We start from the raw sequence: 14,800 nt of genomic DNA on the forward strand, positions 1-14,800 counted from the left end.
CATGTGGCTCCCGCTCGTCGGTTTGATCGTCGGCATCGCTGTCGGCTTGCTGCTGGATTGGCGAGTGCCGCAGGAATATGCTAGCTACCTCTCCATCGCCCTCCTGGCCGGACTGGACACAATTTTCGGCGGCATCCGCTCGTACCTGGAACGTACGTTCAACGTGCGCATCTTCATGTCCGGTTTCTTTTTCAACACGCTGTTTGCGGCCGGACTGGCCTTTATGGGCGGTTTTCTGGGCATTGACCTGTACCTCGCCGCCATTGTTGCGTTTGGGGTCCGCCTGTTCAACAACCTGGCGGTCATCCGCCGGATCGTATTGTCCCGCTGGATCAACGAACAGGAGTAGGGCGCTTTTTGGGAGGAAGGTCATATTTTTACAAAAATTCATGATGAAAAAAAGGGAATGGTAGTCCTGTGTGGAATAAAATACGCAGATGCATTCACTACTCGAAGACGAAAGTCGTAGCAGGGGAGGTGTCACAGGTTTGGTAAGTAATGAACTTATCGTCAGCCTAGATATTGGAACGTCCAAAGTACGCGTCATGATTGGCGAGGTCAACAACGGTTCCATCAACATCATCGGTGTCGGTCAGGCTCACTCCGAAGGGATCAAAAAAGGGGTGATCGTCGACATCGACCAAACCGTGCATGCCATCCGGGAAGCTGTTGACCATGCGGAACGCATGGTGGGAGTATCGATTGACGAAGTGTATGTCGGTATTACCGGGAACCACATTGAGCTGCATGAAACTCAAGGGGTTGTCGCTGTTTCCAGCGAGGACCGTGAAATACGAGAGGAAGACATTCAACGCGTCATTCAGGCAGCGAAAGTTGTCGCCATTCCGCCTGACCGGGAAATTATCGAGGTCGTACCGAATGAATACATCGTGGACGGACAAGGCAGCATCAAGGATCCGCGCGGCATGATCGGCGTCCGGCTGGAAATGGAAGGAACAATTGTAACCGGACTCAAGACGGTCGTACATAACATTGTGCGCTGCGCCGAACGCACCAACCTGCGCGTGGCGGGAATCTTCCTGCAGCCGCTTGCTTCCAGCACCGTGGCGCTTTCCAAGGACGACAAGAACATGGGCGTCGTCCTGGTCGACATCGGTGCCGGTTCCACAACCATCGGTGTATTCAAACAGGGGAAACTGGCTGCCACCACCGTCATCGGCATCGGTGGCGACCATATCACCCATGACATTGCGCTTGGCCTGCGTACGCATACCGACGTGGCCGACCGGGTCAAGATGAAGCACGGCTGCGCCTTGATTGACGAAGCTTCCGACGACGTCACCTTTAAAGTGACCCGCATCGGCAGCGATGTGGAAAAACAGTTTACCCAGGTGGATCTGGCCACGATCATCGAACCGCGTGCAGCGGAGATTTTCAACCTCGTGGAAGAGGCCGTGTACAAGCTGGGCTTCCGCGACGAAATCGCCGGCGGGTACGTGCTCACGGGGGGAACCGTGGCGATGCCGGGCATGCTGGAACTGGCCAAGGAAGAACTGGACGCGCCGGTCCGCATCGCCATCCCGGATTACATCGGGGTACGGGATCCCGCCTATACCACCGGCGTGGGTCTGATTCAGTACGCCCTGCAGCAGATGGAGCGGCGCAGCGTAAACAACACCGCTCCGTTTAAAGGGGCGCAGAAGCAGGCCGTTTCCAAACCGAAGGAAGGCGGCGGCTTCATGGAGAAAGTGAAAAACTGGTTCAGCGAGTTTATCTAACCGACTGCAACCGCAAAACATTTCCAATCGGGCGAAACGGCAGAGGATTGACAATATCCCGCACGCGGCCAAACAATATGGCCGCCTGCCGTTTTGCCCGCAGGCTTCATCAGCCGAAGCTTTTCTCAAGTTGAATTGGGGAGGACTAGCAAGATGCTGGAATTTGATATGGATATGGAATCCTTTGCGCGAATTAAAGTGATTGGTTGCGGCGGTGGCGGAAGCAACGCGGTGAACCGCATGATTGCCGGCGGCGTCAAAGGAGTGGAATTCATCACCCTGAACACGGACGCGCAAGCTCTTCAACTGTCCAGCGCCGAGATCAAGCTGCAGATCGGGGAGAAGCTGACGCGCGGTCTGGGTGCCGGGGCCAACCCGGAAATCGGCAAGAAAGCAGCGGAAGAGAGCCGCGAAATGATCGAGAACGCCCTGCGCGGCGCGGACATGGTGTTCGTGACGGCAGGGATGGGCGGCGGTACCGGTACCGGCGCCGCTCCCGTGGTCGCTGAAATCGCCAAGGAACTGGGCGCATTGACCGTAGGCGTGGTCACCCGTCCCTTCTCGTTTGAAGGGCGCAAGCGCGCCATGCAGGGGGAAATGGGCATTGCCGCACTGAAGGAAAAAGTGGACACGCTGATCGTGATCCCGAACGACCGTCTGCTGGAAATCGTGGATAAAAACACGCCCATGCTGGAAGCGTTCCGCGAGGCGGACAACATCCTGCGCCAGGGCGTGCAGGGCATATCCGACCTGATTGCGGTGCCGGGCCTGATCAACCTGGACTTCGCTGACGTGAAGACGATCATGACCGAACGCGGCTCCGCCCTGATGGGCATCGGGGTGGGCAGCGGAGAAAACCGTGCGGCCGAGGCAGCTCGCCGTGCCATTTCCAGCCCGCTGCTGGAAACGTCCATCGACGGCGCTCGCGGCGTGCTGATGAACATTACGGGCGGTACCAATCTCAGCCTGTACGAGGTGAACGAAGCCGCCGACATCGTGTCGTCCGCTGCCGATCCGGACGTCAACATGATCTTCGGTGCCGTCATCAACGAGGACTTGAAGAACGAGATTGTGGTGACGGTCATCGCCACCGGTTTTGAAGACAACCAAAAACAGGCGTCAGCAGCCCGTCGTACCCAGCAGCCGATCGCGACCAACCGTCCGACGCCGATCTCCAATGCCAATACGGGCCGCAGCAAGGAAGAGGAAGAAGAAAAATCGTTCTTCTCCATGAGCAATCTGGACAACCTGGACATCCCGGCGTTTCTGCGCAACCGCCGTCGCAACAAAAAATAGGGAAAGACAGAAAAAAACCTTGTTCCGCAAGAGGAACAAGGTTTTTTTCGATTTTCTGCGGCGGGACAGCGGGACGGGTCAGCGGTAGCTTTCGCTGGTGTGTCAGCGGTAGCCTTCGCTGGTGCGGCCCCGGTAGGAATGAATATGCCGGTCGTTGAGCGTCGTGTCGCCCGCGAATGTGTGATAATGGCCGCCGCCGGGAAGCGAAATGGGCGGACCGGTCCATCCGCGGAAATAGTGAACGTGGCCGTCGTCAAACGAGGTGACGCCTTCGTAGTAGTGGACGTGACCCCGCCCCGTCCCCCGGTAGGGACCCGACGTCCGTCCCTGCACCTGGTGGCGGTGCCCGTTGTTGAAACTGGTTCGGGTCGAATAGGCATGAATGTGTTCCGGAGTGTCGGCGAAGCGGATGAAATCGATGGAGTGGGAGTGCCCTTTTTGCCGTTTTTGTCGCAAGGGAATACCGCCTTTCGTGAAAATGCCGTTTCCTACATCACATGCGGGCCGGGGGAAAACGGCAACGGTAGATGCCTACCGCATCATGCCAAATCCCGGGAACGTTCGGAACCTCGTCCCAGGGAATGTTCGTTGGGCGACCGGAATGCCGTTTATCAACAGAATATTGCAACAATGGAAGCTGTCCGGATTTACAATTGACATCGATAATCATTATCAATTAAACTGATCTTGTACCTTCCAGTTTTGACCATCGCAAGGATGTCGTCACGGAAGTGCGCGTCTTTGTCAGGGATACCCACGCGCTGCCGGCCACGGCCAACGCTGCACGCTGCTGTCCGCGGCGGGGCAGAAACGCCGTCGCATGTCCGGCACGCCAATCCATTTCATCAATCAATCAGGAGGGGCTTCATGGAAAAAGTGATAGAGCTTCTGCACCAACGGATGCGTGAGCACCGGCAAAGCGACCGGCCGCTTTGCGCGTTCGTGTACGATCTGGAACACCTGCGCCGTCATGCCGCCCGGCGGATCGATTCGCTCCCGCCGTCGTGCCGGCTGTTTTACGCTGTCAAGGCCAACTCCAGCCGTCCGATCCTGGAGGCCCTGGCTGGCATCGTCCACGGCTTTGAAGTGGCCTCCTTGGGGGAGATTGAAAAAGTGAGGGCGGTTGATCCGGACATCCCGATCATTTTCGGCGGTCCCGGCAAGACCCGCGAGGAGATTGAGGGGGCGATGCGCCACAACGTCAGCCTGATCCATGTGGAAAGCGAGCATGAGCTGCACAAGGTGGCCCACATCGCCGCCGCACGCGGCATCCAAATGCCCGTGCTGCTGCGGGTGAACCTGCGCGGTCCGCTGCCGCAGGCGACGCTGGCGATGGCCGGCCGTCCCACGCAGTTCGGCATTGACGAGGCCAGGCTGCCGGATGTGATCCGGATCGCCCGGCAGTACGAGTCCGTTCGGATCGAAGGGTTTCACCTCCATTCGATCTCCAACAACCTGGACCACGGACAGCATCTCCACCTGATTGGCACCTATCTCGACCGGCTGACGGGCTGGATCGAGCAGTTCGGTTTGACCGTCACCTGCCTGAATGTCGGCGGCGGCATCGGCGTCAACTATGCCGACCTGGGAAGGCAGTTTCGCTGGAACGACTTTGCCGCCCGCCTCGGCCCCCTGCTCGCGGCCAAGTGTCCGCCCGGCGTCACCGTCGTATTCGAGTGCGGCCGATACCTGACCGCCTCCTGCGGCTACTACGCCGCCGAGGTGATCGACCTCAAGGAAAATCACGGTAAAAAGTATGCCGTCATCCGCGGCGGCACCCATCACTTCCGCCTGCCGGCCTCCTGGCAGCACAGTCATCCGTTCCGGATCATCCCCCGGGAAGAGTGGGCGTATCCCTATCCCCGCACGGAATGGACCGATGCGGCGATCAGCGTCGTCGGCCAGTTGTGCACGCCCAAAGACGTGCTGGCCCAAGACGTCTCCGTCCCCCGCGTGCGGGTCGGCGACATCGTCCTGTTCCTGTACGCCGGAGCCTACGGGTGGGCCATTTCCCACCACGACTTTCTCAGCCATCCCCATCCGGAGCATCTGTACATCGGGGAGGACGGCCAGGCATTCGCGTATGGAGGTGCCAGCCGCGCAGAACGTCTTGGGTAAACGGGAGCGGACGGAGCCGGCTGCCGGTGCGGAAGGGAAAGGCTTCGCGCCCGGCGGCGGTCCGGTTCGCGCTCGGCTCCGTCCCGGGCGGTGTACAAACTGCGTAGGGCAGCAGGAGGGAGAAGATATGCGGCGACAGGTTTCCCTGTGCCGTGTATCTTCTTTTTTTGCCGCCCCAATGATATAATGACAGACGGACTCGACGTACGTCCCATCGAATCGTGTTCCGGCAGCGGGTGCTTGCTGACCCTTTGTTTCCCGGCGGATGCAAAGGGTTTTTTCGCTTTGCGGCAGGCTGTCAGAAGGTTTTCATACATACGGAAAGGAAGAGTGAACGATGAAACGATCCCTGTGGCTCGTAATGGGTGCGCTGGTAATGGCGCTGCTTGGCGGCTGCGGCGGCAGCGGACAAACCGCGGGCGGCCCGGACCAGGTGCCCACGCCGGCGGCGGCCGGCACAGAACAGAAGTCCGGCCAGACAACTTCTCCAGGCGCCAAACAGACGAGCTATCCCCTCACCGTGAAGGATGCGACCGGGACCGCCCATACCTTTGCCAAGGCCCCGGAGCGGATTGTCTCCACGTCCCCGGCCGAAACGGAAATCTTGTTTGCCCTGGGGCTTGGCGACCGCGTGGTGGCCGTCTCTGACTACGACGATTACCCTGAGGAAGCCAAAGCCAAGCCGAAAGTGGGGGGCGTGGTCAACCCCAACGAGGAGGCGATCATCGCCCAGCGGCCGGACCTGGTGATTACGGGCATTTCCATGCAGGACCAGGTGGCGGAAAAGCTGCGCTCGCTTGGCCTGGTCGTCTGGAAGACCAACCCCCGCACGACGGCGGACATCATGAACAACATCCTGCTGATCGGGCAGATTACCAACCGGCAGGAACAGGCGGAGGCGGTGGTCGCGCGGATGAAGGAAGACATCCAGCGGGTGAAAAACGCCGTGCAGGACGTCAAGCCGAACGAGCGGAAAAAGGTGTACGTCGAATTCGCGCCCGGCTGGACCGTCGGAAAGGGCGAATTCATGGACGAGCTGATCACGCTGGCGGGAGGCGTCAACATCGCCGCCGACATGGAAGGCTGGAATCCGATCAGCGAGGAGAAGGTGCTGAAAGAAGACCCGGACGTGATTCTGTACGCGAGCGGCGTGACGGATGAGAAAAGCGGCCAGACCCTGGAGCAGATCATCCGCAAGCGGAGCGGTTGGGACAAGATGAAGGCCGTTCGCGATCAGCGGGTCGTCGGCGTTGACCAGAATCTGCTGTCCCGCCCGGGCCCCCGGATTACCCAGGGGCTGTATGAGGTGGCCAAAGCGATTTACCCGGATCGGGTGAAATGATGAGAACGCGATTGTTTCTGTGGGGAGGAGCAGGCTGCCTGCTCCTTTTCCTGTCGGTCGTGGTCAGCTTGTCGCTGGGAGCGGCCCAACTGCCCCTCGCGCAGGTCTGGGCCATCCTGCTTCATCAGCTTCCGGTGATCGGCCAGCATGTCCCCGTCGATTGTCCGGCGTCGTCCGAGCAGATCGTGATGAAAGTGCGTTTTCCCCGGATCATGCTGGCTGTTCTCGTCGGGGCCTGTCTGTCGCTGGCCGGCGCCGGTTTTCAGGGCGTTCTGCGCAATCCTTTGGCCGATCCCTACACGCTGGGAGTCGCTTCGGGGTCTGCCGTCGGCGCCGCTTTCCTCATCCTGTTCGGCTACCAGTTTGTCCTGCTCGGCCAATGGACCGTTCCGATCGCCGCTTTTTTGACCGGCATGGGCAGTCTGTGGGCGGTCCTCCGGCTGGCCAACACGAACGGCACGTTTCACGTCGAAACCCTGCTGCTGTCGGGCGTCGTCATCCAGGCGTTCCTGGGGTCGCTGGTCTCGTTCATGGTCTCGCTCTCCGACCAGGTGGTGAACGAGATCGTCTTCTGGCTGATGGGCAGCCTGGCGTACCGGGGATGGGCGTTTTCGTCCGTGCTGGTTCCCTACCTCTGTGGCGGACTGGTCGTGCTGGCCGCTTACAGCCGGACGTTAAACCTGTTTGCGCTGGGCGAACGGCAGGCCGCTCACCTGGGGGTTCATGTGGAACGGACGAAACTGGTGGTCTTGTGCGTGTCCGCTTTGCTGACCGCCGCTGCCGTCTCCATCGCCGGGGTCGTCGGCTTTGTCGGATTGGTGGTGCCCCATCTGGTTCGCCTGCTGGCGGGGCCGGACTACCGCCTGCTGCTGCCGTTGTCGGTGATTTACGGTGGCGCGTATGTGCTGTGGGCGGACACGCTGGCACGAACGATCCTGGCCCCGACGGAGATTCCGCTTGGGGTGGTCACCGCCTTTCTGGGCGCGCCGTTCTTTGCCTATCTGCTGAAGAAAAACAAACGGCTGGCGAGGAGGTAGACGGATGATACGGGTCGACGGAGTGGGAAAGGCGTACGACGGCATTCCGGTCCTGCACGACGTTCATTTTTCGGTGGAAAGCGGAGAATGTTTCGGCATCATCGGCCCCAACGGCAGCGGGAAATCCACCTTGTTGAAGCTCTTGTCCGGCGTCGAATCCCCCGATGCGGGGCACATCTGGCTGGACGGCCGACCGATCGAAGCGCACTCGCGCAAGGAGCGGGCCCGCCGGATTGCCGTGTTGCAGCAGGAGCCCCTGCCGGCCGTCGGCTTTACGGTCAGGGACGTGGTGGAAATGGGCCGGTTTCCGTTTCAGAATTGGCTCGGGGAAGAGCGGGAGGATGCCGCCCAGTTGATTGACGCAATCATCCAGATGCTCGGATTGAGCGACCTGCAGCACCGCACGCTGGAATGGCTGAGCGGGGGAGAGAAGCAGCGGGTGGCCTTGGCCAAGGCGATGGCCCAGCAGCCTCGGCTTCTGCTCCTGGACGAGCCGACGACGTACCTGGACATCGGCTATCAGGTGCAGCTCATGGATATGGTCCGCGCCTGGCAGCGAAAGGAGGGGGTGACCGTGATCGCCGTCCTGCACGATTTGAATCTGGCGTCGCTGTACTGCGACCGGCTCCTCCTGCTGCAAAAGGGGCGGCCGTGCCGGATCGGAACCCCGCGGGAGATTGTGCGCGCCGATGTGATTCGGGAAGTGTACGGCACCCAGCCGATCGTAATTGATCACCCGGTGCGCCAATCGCCGCAAATCCTGCTGCAATCGGGAAGCGAATAGCGGCTCATCGCGGGCGTGTCCGAAACAAGAGGAGGGATCGTCATGATCGTGCTGGTTACAGGCGGCGCGCGGAGCGGCAAGAGCACGTTTGCGGAAGCGTACGCCGCCCGTCTCGGTTCACAAGGGGTGTACATCGCCACTTCCCCCGTTTTTGACGAGGAACTGCGGGAGAGGGTACGCCGCCATCGTCAGCGCCGCGAGCGGTCGCCGTTTTCGTGGGAGACGTTTGAGATCCCGTACGACCTCGCCGGCTTTTTGCGCCGGCTCTCCTCCGAACCGGCGATCGGCTCGGGCGAGCGCGTGGTTCTGGTCGACTGCCTGACGCTCTGGCTGTCCAATTGGCTGTTGAGACATGAGCGGGAGCAGCCGATGGAGCACACGCTGGAAAAGGTGGACGAACTGGTGGAAGCGCTGCGGTCGTTTCCGGGAACGATCATCCTGGTCTCCAACGAGGTAGGGTACGGCATCGTTCCCGACAATCCGCTCGGCAGGATGTTCCGGGATGCGGCCGGTATCATGAATCAGCGGGTGGCGGAAGCGAGCGACCAGGTGTTTCTGGTGACGGCGGGCATTCCGGTGGAGCTGAAATCGCGCGCCTTTCTCCTGTGACGATTGAAACGAAAAAAGGGGCTGTCGTGCGTATCGTAGCGACAGCCCTTTCCGTTTGCTTTCGGTCATGCGCCCCGTCCGTAACCGCCCGCAGCCCGCTTGGTCCCTTCTACAAAAAATCCGAAAAAACACGGTCAAGAATTGACAGACTTTACATACACATTGATATATACTGTCTTTGCCGGGCGGGGGTGAAGGCAGAGTGATCGTCTATCTCGATATCATTCTACTCCTGAATATGGCCATTGATACCTTGCTGCTCTGGTTTACGGCCTATTTTCGCAAAGAGCGGGTAATATGGTGGAGGATCCTGCTGGCTTCTCTGTTCGGGTCGATGTACCTGGTGTTTTTCTTTCTCCCTTCCTTCGCCTCGATGTACCAGTGGACCGTCAAGCTGCTGTTTTCCGTCCTCATGCTGTGGATCGCGTTTGGCAATCGAAGACTGCGCGCCTTCCTGCAAAATCTCGCCATTTTCTACTTCGTGGCCTTCATCTTCGGCGGCGGGGTGTTTGGCCTGCAGTATTTCCTCGCCTCGCACAACGAGATCCTGAACGGATTGGTGTCCCTCCACAGCGACGGATTCGGCGTCGGGTTCAAGCCGACGCTGGGCGTTCTTGCCGTGGGGTTTTCCCTCGTCTGCGTCCTCAGCCGGAAGAGCTACCATGCCGTTCAGGAGCCGCGACGGATCGAGGCGTTCCTCGCCGAGGTGACGGTGACGATCGCAGGGGAACGCGTCGTCTGCCGCGGACTGGTGGACACCGGCAACCAGCTCCACGAGCCGATTACCCGCCAGCCGGTGATGATTGTGGAGAGCGAACTGGTTGCCCATATCCTGCCGGCTTCGCTTCGCCAGCGGATCGCCGGCGGCACGACGGCATGGGAAAACCTGGACGGCCTCTTCGAGCAGGTGCCCGCGGAATGGCAGCCGCGGCTGCGTCTGATTCCCTACCGCAGCGTGTCCCGGGGGATGGATGTTCTGCTCGCCGTCAAGCCGGACGAAGTGATCATCGTGCAAAACGGCGCCCGCTACTGTACCAGGAAAGTGCTGATCGGTCTCAATCCGATCCCGTTGGCCGCCGACGGCCGGTATCAAGCCATCGTGCACCCCGCCATCATACAAGATGACCAAAACCTTACTCCCTTACGCGAACAGGAGGGCTAGTATGTATGTGAAACTTCGCCTGCAACTCCAATTGCTCTGGTACCGTTTCCTGCTGTGGATTGGTGCACGCGCCGAAGAGATCTACTACATCGGGGGAAGTGAAGCCCTGCCGCCGCCGCTGACCAGAGAAGAAGAAGAGATTCTCCTGAGCCGGCTGCCGTCCGGCGATCCCGCCGTGCGCAGCATGCTGATCGAGCGCAACCTGCGGCTTGTCGTGTACATCGCCCGCAAGTTCGAGAACACGGGGATCAACATCGAGGATCTGGTCAGCATTGGGACGATCGGCTTGATCAAGGCGGTCAACACGTTTGATCCGGAGAAAAACATCAAGCTGGCCACCTACGCTTCCCGCTGTATCGAAAACGAAATTCTCATGTACCTCAGGCGGAACAACAAGATCCGCTCGGAAGTGTCGTTCGACGAACCGCTCAACATCGACTGGGACGGCAACGAACTGCTGCTCTCCGACGTGTTGGGGACGGATAATGACACCATTTACAAGAATATCGAAGACCAGGTGGACCGCAAGCTGCTGAAAAAAGCGCTGGATAAGCTGACGGAGAGGGAGCGCATCATCATGGAACTGCGCTTCGGATTGGCGGGCGAAGAAGAGAAGACGCAAAAGGACGTCGCCGATCTGTTGGGCATCTCCCAGTCGTACATTTCCCGCCTGGAAAAGCGAATTATAAAACGGTTGCGAAAAGAGTTCAACAAAATGGTGTAGCGCATATTTTCCCAGTCGAAGGAGATACTGTTCCTAAACCGTGCCAGACAGTGGCAGTGCCACTTGCTCGTACTACCGCCTTCACACGGCTCCGCTCTCGCCGGAAGCTCGGCCATCGCCGAGTTTTCTTTCATCCGGCCATGCGTCGGTACGCGGCCTTTCAAGACAACCGGGTTGGGAACTTTCTTGCTTCGAGGAGGGAAAGACGTGACGCGCAACAAGGTAGAGATTTGCGGGGTGGACACCTCTAAGCTTCCGGTGCTTACCAACAAAGAGATGAGGGACCTGTTCGAACGCCTGCAGAGCGGCGAACTGGCAGCGCGGGAGAAGCTGGTCAACGGAAACCTGCGGCTGGTGCTGAGCGTAATCCAGCGCTTCAACAACCGGGGCGAGTACGTGGATGACCTGTTTCAGGTGGGCTGCATCGGACTGATGAAGGCCATCGACAACTTTGACCTCGGTCAAAACGTGAAGTTTTCCACGTACGCCGTGCCGATGATCATCGGGGAGATTCGCCGCTATCTGCGGGACAACAACCCGATCCGCGTGTCGCGGTCCCTGCGGGATATCGCCTACAAAGCGCTTCAGGTGCGGGACAATCTGACCAACAAGCACTCGCGGGAACCCACCATCACCGAGATTTCCCAGGAACTGAACGTGCCCAAGGAAGACGTCGTGTTCGCGCTGGACGCCATTCAGGACCCGGTCTCGCTGTTTGAACCGATCTATCAGGACGGCGGCGATCCCATCTACGTGATGGACCAGATCAGCGACGAGAAAAACAAGGATGCCACCTGGGTGGAAGAGATCGCCCTGCGCGAGGGCATGCAGCGGCTGGGCGAACGGGAGAAGATGATTCTTTCGATGCGCTTCTACGAAGGAAAGACGCAGATGGAGGTGGCCGAGGAGATCGGCATTTCCCAGGCGCAGGTCTCCCGGCTGGAAAAAGCGGCCATCGCCCACATGCAAAAACACGTGCAATCGTAACGCTCATCATATGCCGCCTCCGTGCCAACAGCGACGGAGGTTTTTGTTTGCTGTTTATTTACGCTTCGGATTAATGCAGATAACATGCGGGATGGGCTGATGGAACGTTCCCCGCAATTTGTGCCGCAGGGGTGCCGTGATTTCGAAAGGCATTTCGCTTTGGAGCGAAACCAATTGGTATTCCCCGGAAAATGACAGGATCAGGTACGTCAAGTGCCGATCGATTCTGATCTGCTCCAGACGAGTCTCAAATGACGAAAGCTTCGCAAATTCCTCCTCAACGACAAAAAAAGCATTCACCTCTGTCAGCGCGGCCAACTGATACCCTTTCGACCGGGCGACTCTCACCAGCGCGGCCACCGAACATCCGGTGTGGTTGTCGTAATCGGGGTAGATGTCGATATGAGCCGGCATGGTCGGATTGTATTCACAGATGATCACACGCGGTCTGAGGGTGGTCAGGCTTTGAAAAATGTAGTAGTCGTTCCCGTCAATGTCAATCGACAGCAGGTCGATTGGTTCCGTGATGCCCCGTCGGTGCAAAATGGTTTCCAAATGGTTGTCTTCGTCGATCCCGACCTTTGCCAGGATCGGCACGCACGAATAGTTTCTCACATTGTCCAACAGCGCAAGAAACTTGTTTTGTTCCGCTTCAATCAATACGCCTTTCCAGTCTTTTGTCCATAAGGCGGCCGTATTGGACAGAAAGAAGCCGTCCCACGCGCCAAATTCCACGCATACTTTTGACGTGGTGCCGATGATCTCGAAAATCTTTTCAATAATGCCATCCTCGCCAAATTGGGAATGAATGGTTTTGCGAAAATCAAGCAATCTGGGTTTCCGGGTCGTGTCGCCTGTATCCACCGCCGAGAACCTCCTTTGCATGGCCAACCTCTCACCATACCTTATGTATGGCAAAGAAAAGTGTGTGTCCGCAATTGACCAAGCTGATCGGCCAGGATGGCGCCGCAAACGACTTGCCGTGACGCCGGTCCAATCTTTCTCCGCTTTTTCACGGGGCATATTTGTCTGCCAGGTCATATACTTGAACTAACGGAGAAAAAGTGGGTGAGGAAAATGGTCAAGATCTCGGACTTCCAGACCAAAGAAGTGGTGAACATTTTGGACGGCAAGCGGCTGGGGCAGATATCCGACCTGGAGATAGACCTACGCCACGGGCGGGTGGAGGCGATTGTCGTCCCCGGACCGGGCAAATTCCTCGGGTTCTTTTCAGCGGGCAACGACTACGTGATTCCCTGGCGCAACATCATCAAGATCGGCAAGGACGTCGTTCTGGTTCGCCTGGAGGAGTCGCTGCGGGTAGAGGCGAAAACCAGCGGGGAAGACGAATACCGGGCTTGAGAAAGGCGAGAGAGAGCCTTTCTTTTCTTTTGGGCTGTGGTATCATAAGCCATATAAGGAAGGTGACAACATGAACGAACCGTTTGTTGGCAGAGAGGGCGGCGCGCTGCTTCATCTGCGGGAGTGGGAAGAGCGCTTTCCCGGCTTGGCGGCCGGGTTTACCCTCAGGACCGGGGGTGTGAGCGAAGGGCCGTACCACTCTTTTAACATGGGCCTGCACGTGGGGGACGACCCGGAACACGTGGTGGCCAACCGGCGCAAGCTGGCGGCGGAGCTGGGCATGCCGTTTGAAGCCTGGACGTGCGCTGACCAGGTGCACGGCAGTCGGGTATGCCAGGTGACGTCCCAATCCAAAGGAGCGGGCAGGGAGAGCCTGGACGACGTGATACCGGCGACGGACGGCCTGCATACGGATCAGCCGGGCGTGCTGCTCACGTCCTTTTATGCCGACTGCGTGCCGCTGTTTTTCCTCGATCCGGCGTCGCGGGCGATCGGCTTGGCCCACGCCGGCTGGAAGGGGACGGTGGCGCGTATTGCCGAGGAAATGGTGCGGGCGTTTCAGCGTCACTACGGCAGCAGGGCGGAGGAGCTGCTGGTGGCGATCGGTCCTGCTATCGGCGGCTGCTGCTACGAAGTGGACGAACGAATCATGGAACGGGTGCGGACGGCGGCTGCTCGCTGGGAAGCGGCCGTGATTCCCCGGGAAAACGGCCGGTACATGCTGGATCTGCCCCGTCTGAACGAGGAAATTTTGGCGGAATGCGGCGTCGCGCCAGAGCGCGTGCTGCGTACGGGATGGTGTACAAGCTGCCGGACCGACCTGTTTTTCTCCCACCGGAAAGAGGCGGGGAAAACGGGACGGATGGCGTCGTTTATCGGGTGGAGAGAGTCTGAAAAGGAGCTGTGAACGAATCGTGACGAGAGAGAGGGAAATGCTGAAAGAGAGGCTGGCAGCCGTCGAAGAGCGCATCGCGGCCGCCTGCGCCCGGGCCAACCGGAAGCGGGAAGAGGTGAAAGTCATCGCCGTCACCAAGTACGTCGACGCCGACACGATCGGCGATTTGCTGGCCATCGGCGTGGAGCACATCGGGGAAAACCGCGTGCAGGATGCGCTGCCCAAGTTCGAGCGCTACGGCCACCTGGGGACGTGGCACTTCATCGGCCATCTTCAGACCAACAAGGTAAAAGACGTTGTAGGGAAGTTTCCGTTCATCCACTCGCTGGACAGGCTGTCGCTCGCCCGGGAGCTGAACAAGCGCGGCGAAGCGCTGAACCGTGTCGTTTCCTGTTTTCTGCAGCTCAATATCTCCGGAGAAGAGACAAAATTTGGGCTTAGTCCCAATGACGTATTGGCTTTTTTGCAGGAAACCAGTAATATGAAACATATAAAGATCGTCGGATTGATGACCATGGCGCCTTTTGTCGAAAATCCCGAGGAGGCGCGTCCCGTGTTCCGCGGCCTGCGCGAATGGAAAGAGCGGATCAACGGCTGGAGCTTTCCGCACGCCGCAATCGACGAGCTGTCGATGGGCATGTCCAACGATTTTGAAGTGGCGATTGAAGAAGGAGCGACATATATCCGGCTCGGTTCGGTACTGGTAAAGCCGGAATCACCGTAACTCCGCACGAGAGGAGGATGG

Annotated in this window: 16 protein-coding genes; 14 read left to right on the forward strand and 2 right to left on the reverse strand. The window is 59.0% G+C overall.

Annotation, left to right across the window (positions count from 1 at the left end):
• Window position 1: 1 nt before the first annotated feature.
• From M516_RS0115700 to ftsZ, 3 genes are all read left to right on the forward strand, one after another.
• Window positions 2-349 (forward strand): small basic family protein, encoded by a 348-nt coding sequence (locus M516_RS0115700; RefSeq protein ID WP_029099958.1) that lies wholly within the window; start codon window positions 2-4, stop codon window positions 347-349.
• A gap of 139 nt (window positions 350-488) precedes the next feature.
• Window positions 489-1,739: a cell division protein FtsA gene (ftsA, locus tag M516_RS0115705; protein WP_029099959.1), complete on the forward strand. Its 1,251-nt coding sequence runs from the start codon at window positions 489-491 to the stop codon at window positions 1,737-1,739.
• 153 nt (window positions 1,740-1,892) lie between these two features.
• Complete coding sequence (ftsZ, locus tag M516_RS0115710; RefSeq protein ID WP_029099960.1) at window positions 1,893-3,035, forward strand: cell division protein FtsZ; 1,143 nt, start codon at window positions 1,893-1,895, stop codon at window positions 3,033-3,035.
• A 102-nt stretch (window positions 3,036-3,137) separates the two neighbouring features.
• Here the strand turns inward: ftsZ and M516_RS0115715 are convergent, their stop codons facing one another.
• Window positions 3,138-3,491 (reverse strand): YmaF family protein, encoded by a 354-nt coding sequence (locus tag M516_RS0115715; protein WP_081656567.1) that lies wholly within the window; start codon window positions 3,489-3,491, stop codon window positions 3,138-3,140.
• Window positions 3,492-3,902: 411 nt separating this feature from the next.
• Here M516_RS0115715 and M516_RS23640 point away from each other — a divergent pair, with 411 nt between their 5' ends.
• From M516_RS23640 to sigG, 8 genes are all read left to right on the forward strand, one after another.
• Complete coding sequence (locus tag M516_RS23640; protein ID WP_051188241.1) at window positions 3,903-5,153, forward strand: type III PLP-dependent enzyme; 1,251 nt, start codon at window positions 3,903-3,905, stop codon at window positions 5,151-5,153.
• 337 nt (window positions 5,154-5,490) lie between these two features.
• Window positions 5,491-6,495 (forward strand): ABC transporter substrate-binding protein, encoded by a 1,005-nt coding sequence (locus M516_RS0115725; protein ID WP_029099962.1) that lies wholly within the window; start codon window positions 5,491-5,493, stop codon window positions 6,493-6,495.
• Window positions 6,495-7,532, forward strand: coding sequence for a FecCD family ABC transporter permease (locus M516_RS0115730; RefSeq protein ID WP_029099963.1), 1,038 nt, complete (start codon window positions 6,495-6,497; stop codon window positions 7,530-7,532). Before M516_RS0115725 ends, M516_RS0115730 begins: the two co-directional genes overlap by 1 nt.
• Before the next feature lie 4 nt (window positions 7,533-7,536).
• Window positions 7,537-8,316 carry an ABC transporter ATP-binding protein gene (locus tag M516_RS0115735; RefSeq protein ID WP_029099964.1) on the forward strand — a complete coding sequence of 260 codons (780 nt, stop codon included), beginning with the start codon at window positions 7,537-7,539 and terminating at the stop codon, window positions 8,314-8,316.
• Window positions 8,317-8,358: 42 nt separating this feature from the next.
• Window positions 8,359-8,925, forward strand: a complete 567-nt coding sequence (gene cobU / locus M516_RS0115740; RefSeq protein WP_029099965.1) for a bifunctional adenosylcobinamide kinase/adenosylcobinamide-phosphate guanylyltransferase — start codon at window positions 8,359-8,361, stop codon at window positions 8,923-8,925.
• Window positions 8,926-9,127: 202 nt separating this feature from the next.
• The gene (gene spoIIGA / locus M516_RS0115745; protein WP_029099966.1) at window positions 9,128-10,087 is read left to right on the forward strand and encodes a sigma-E processing peptidase SpoIIGA; all 960 of its coding nucleotides are present in this window, start codon (window positions 9,128-9,130) and stop codon (window positions 10,085-10,087) included.
• 1 nt (window position 10,088) lies between these two features.
• Entirely contained in the window at window positions 10,089-10,811 is a 723-nt protein-coding gene (gene sigE / locus M516_RS0115750; protein WP_029099967.1) for an RNA polymerase sporulation sigma factor SigE, read from the forward strand.
• Window positions 10,812-11,018: 207 nt separating this feature from the next.
• Window positions 11,019-11,798 carry an RNA polymerase sporulation sigma factor SigG gene (gene sigG / locus M516_RS0115755; protein WP_029099968.1) on the forward strand — a complete coding sequence of 260 codons (780 nt, stop codon included), beginning with the start codon at window positions 11,019-11,021 and terminating at the stop codon, window positions 11,796-11,798.
• A gap of 54 nt (window positions 11,799-11,852) precedes the next feature.
• Here sigG and M516_RS23645 read toward each other — a convergent pair whose 3' ends face one another.
• Window positions 11,853-12,821, reverse strand: coding sequence for an FkbM family methyltransferase (locus tag M516_RS23645; protein WP_193746984.1), 969 nt, complete (start codon window positions 12,819-12,821; stop codon window positions 11,853-11,855).
• A gap of 54 nt (window positions 12,822-12,875) precedes the next feature.
• On the opposite strand from M516_RS23645, the gene M516_RS0115765 reads away from it, so the two are divergent.
• From M516_RS0115765 to M516_RS0115775, 3 genes are all read left to right on the forward strand, one after another.
• The gene (locus M516_RS0115765) at window positions 12,876-13,160 is read left to right on the forward strand and encodes a YlmC/YmxH family sporulation protein (RefSeq protein WP_029099969.1); all 285 of its coding nucleotides are present in this window, start codon (window positions 12,876-12,878) and stop codon (window positions 13,158-13,160) included.
• Window positions 13,161-13,230: 70 nt separating this feature from the next.
• Window positions 13,231-14,067: a peptidoglycan editing factor PgeF gene (pgeF, locus tag M516_RS0115770; RefSeq protein ID WP_029099970.1), complete on the forward strand. Its 837-nt coding sequence runs from the start codon at window positions 13,231-13,233 to the stop codon at window positions 14,065-14,067.
• Window positions 14,068-14,074: 7 nt separating this feature from the next.
• Window positions 14,075-14,779, forward strand: a complete 705-nt coding sequence (locus M516_RS0115775; RefSeq protein WP_029099971.1) for a YggS family pyridoxal phosphate-dependent enzyme — start codon at window positions 14,075-14,077, stop codon at window positions 14,777-14,779.
• Window positions 14,780-14,800 lie beyond the last annotated feature (21 nt).

This window comes from Brevibacillus thermoruber 423 (assembly GCF_000454065.1).
Classification (GTDB): domain Bacteria; phylum Bacillota; class Bacilli; order Brevibacillales; family Brevibacillaceae; genus Brevibacillus; species Brevibacillus thermoruber.

What these genes read in the sequence shown, in the direction of transcription:
- M516_RS0115700 (WP_029099958.1), top strand. Translation starts at nt 2, where the DNA reads ATGTGGCTCCCGCTCGTCGGTTTGATCGTCGGCATCGCTGTCGGCTTG.
- ftsZ (WP_029099960.1), top strand. Translation starts at nt 1,893, where the DNA reads ATGCTGGAATTTGATATGGATATGGAATCCTTTGCGCGAATTAAAGTG.
- M516_RS23640 (WP_051188241.1), top strand. Translation starts at nt 3,903, where the DNA reads ATGGAAAAAGTGATAGAGCTTCTGCACCAACGGATGCGTGAGCACCGG.
- M516_RS0115725 (WP_029099962.1), top strand. Translation starts at nt 5,491, where the DNA reads ATGAAACGATCCCTGTGGCTCGTAATGGGTGCGCTGGTAATGGCGCTG.
- M516_RS0115730 (WP_029099963.1), top strand. Translation starts at nt 6,495, where the DNA reads ATGAGAACGCGATTGTTTCTGTGGGGAGGAGCAGGCTGCCTGCTCCTT.
- M516_RS0115735 (WP_029099964.1), top strand. Translation starts at nt 7,537, where the DNA reads ATGATACGGGTCGACGGAGTGGGAAAGGCGTACGACGGCATTCCGGTC.
- cobU (WP_029099965.1), top strand. Translation starts at nt 8,359, where the DNA reads ATGATCGTGCTGGTTACAGGCGGCGCGCGGAGCGGCAAGAGCACGTTT.
- sigE (WP_029099967.1), top strand. Translation starts at nt 10,089, where the DNA reads ATGTATGTGAAACTTCGCCTGCAACTCCAATTGCTCTGGTACCGTTTC.
- M516_RS23645 (WP_193746984.1), bottom strand. Translation starts at nt 12,821, where the DNA reads ATGCCCCGTGAAAAAGCGGAGAAAGATTGGACCGGCGTCACGGCAAGT.
- M516_RS0115765 (WP_029099969.1), top strand. Translation starts at nt 12,876, where the DNA reads ATGGTCAAGATCTCGGACTTCCAGACCAAAGAAGTGGTGAACATTTTG.
- pgeF (WP_029099970.1), top strand. Translation starts at nt 13,231, where the DNA reads ATGAACGAACCGTTTGTTGGCAGAGAGGGCGGCGCGCTGCTTCATCTG.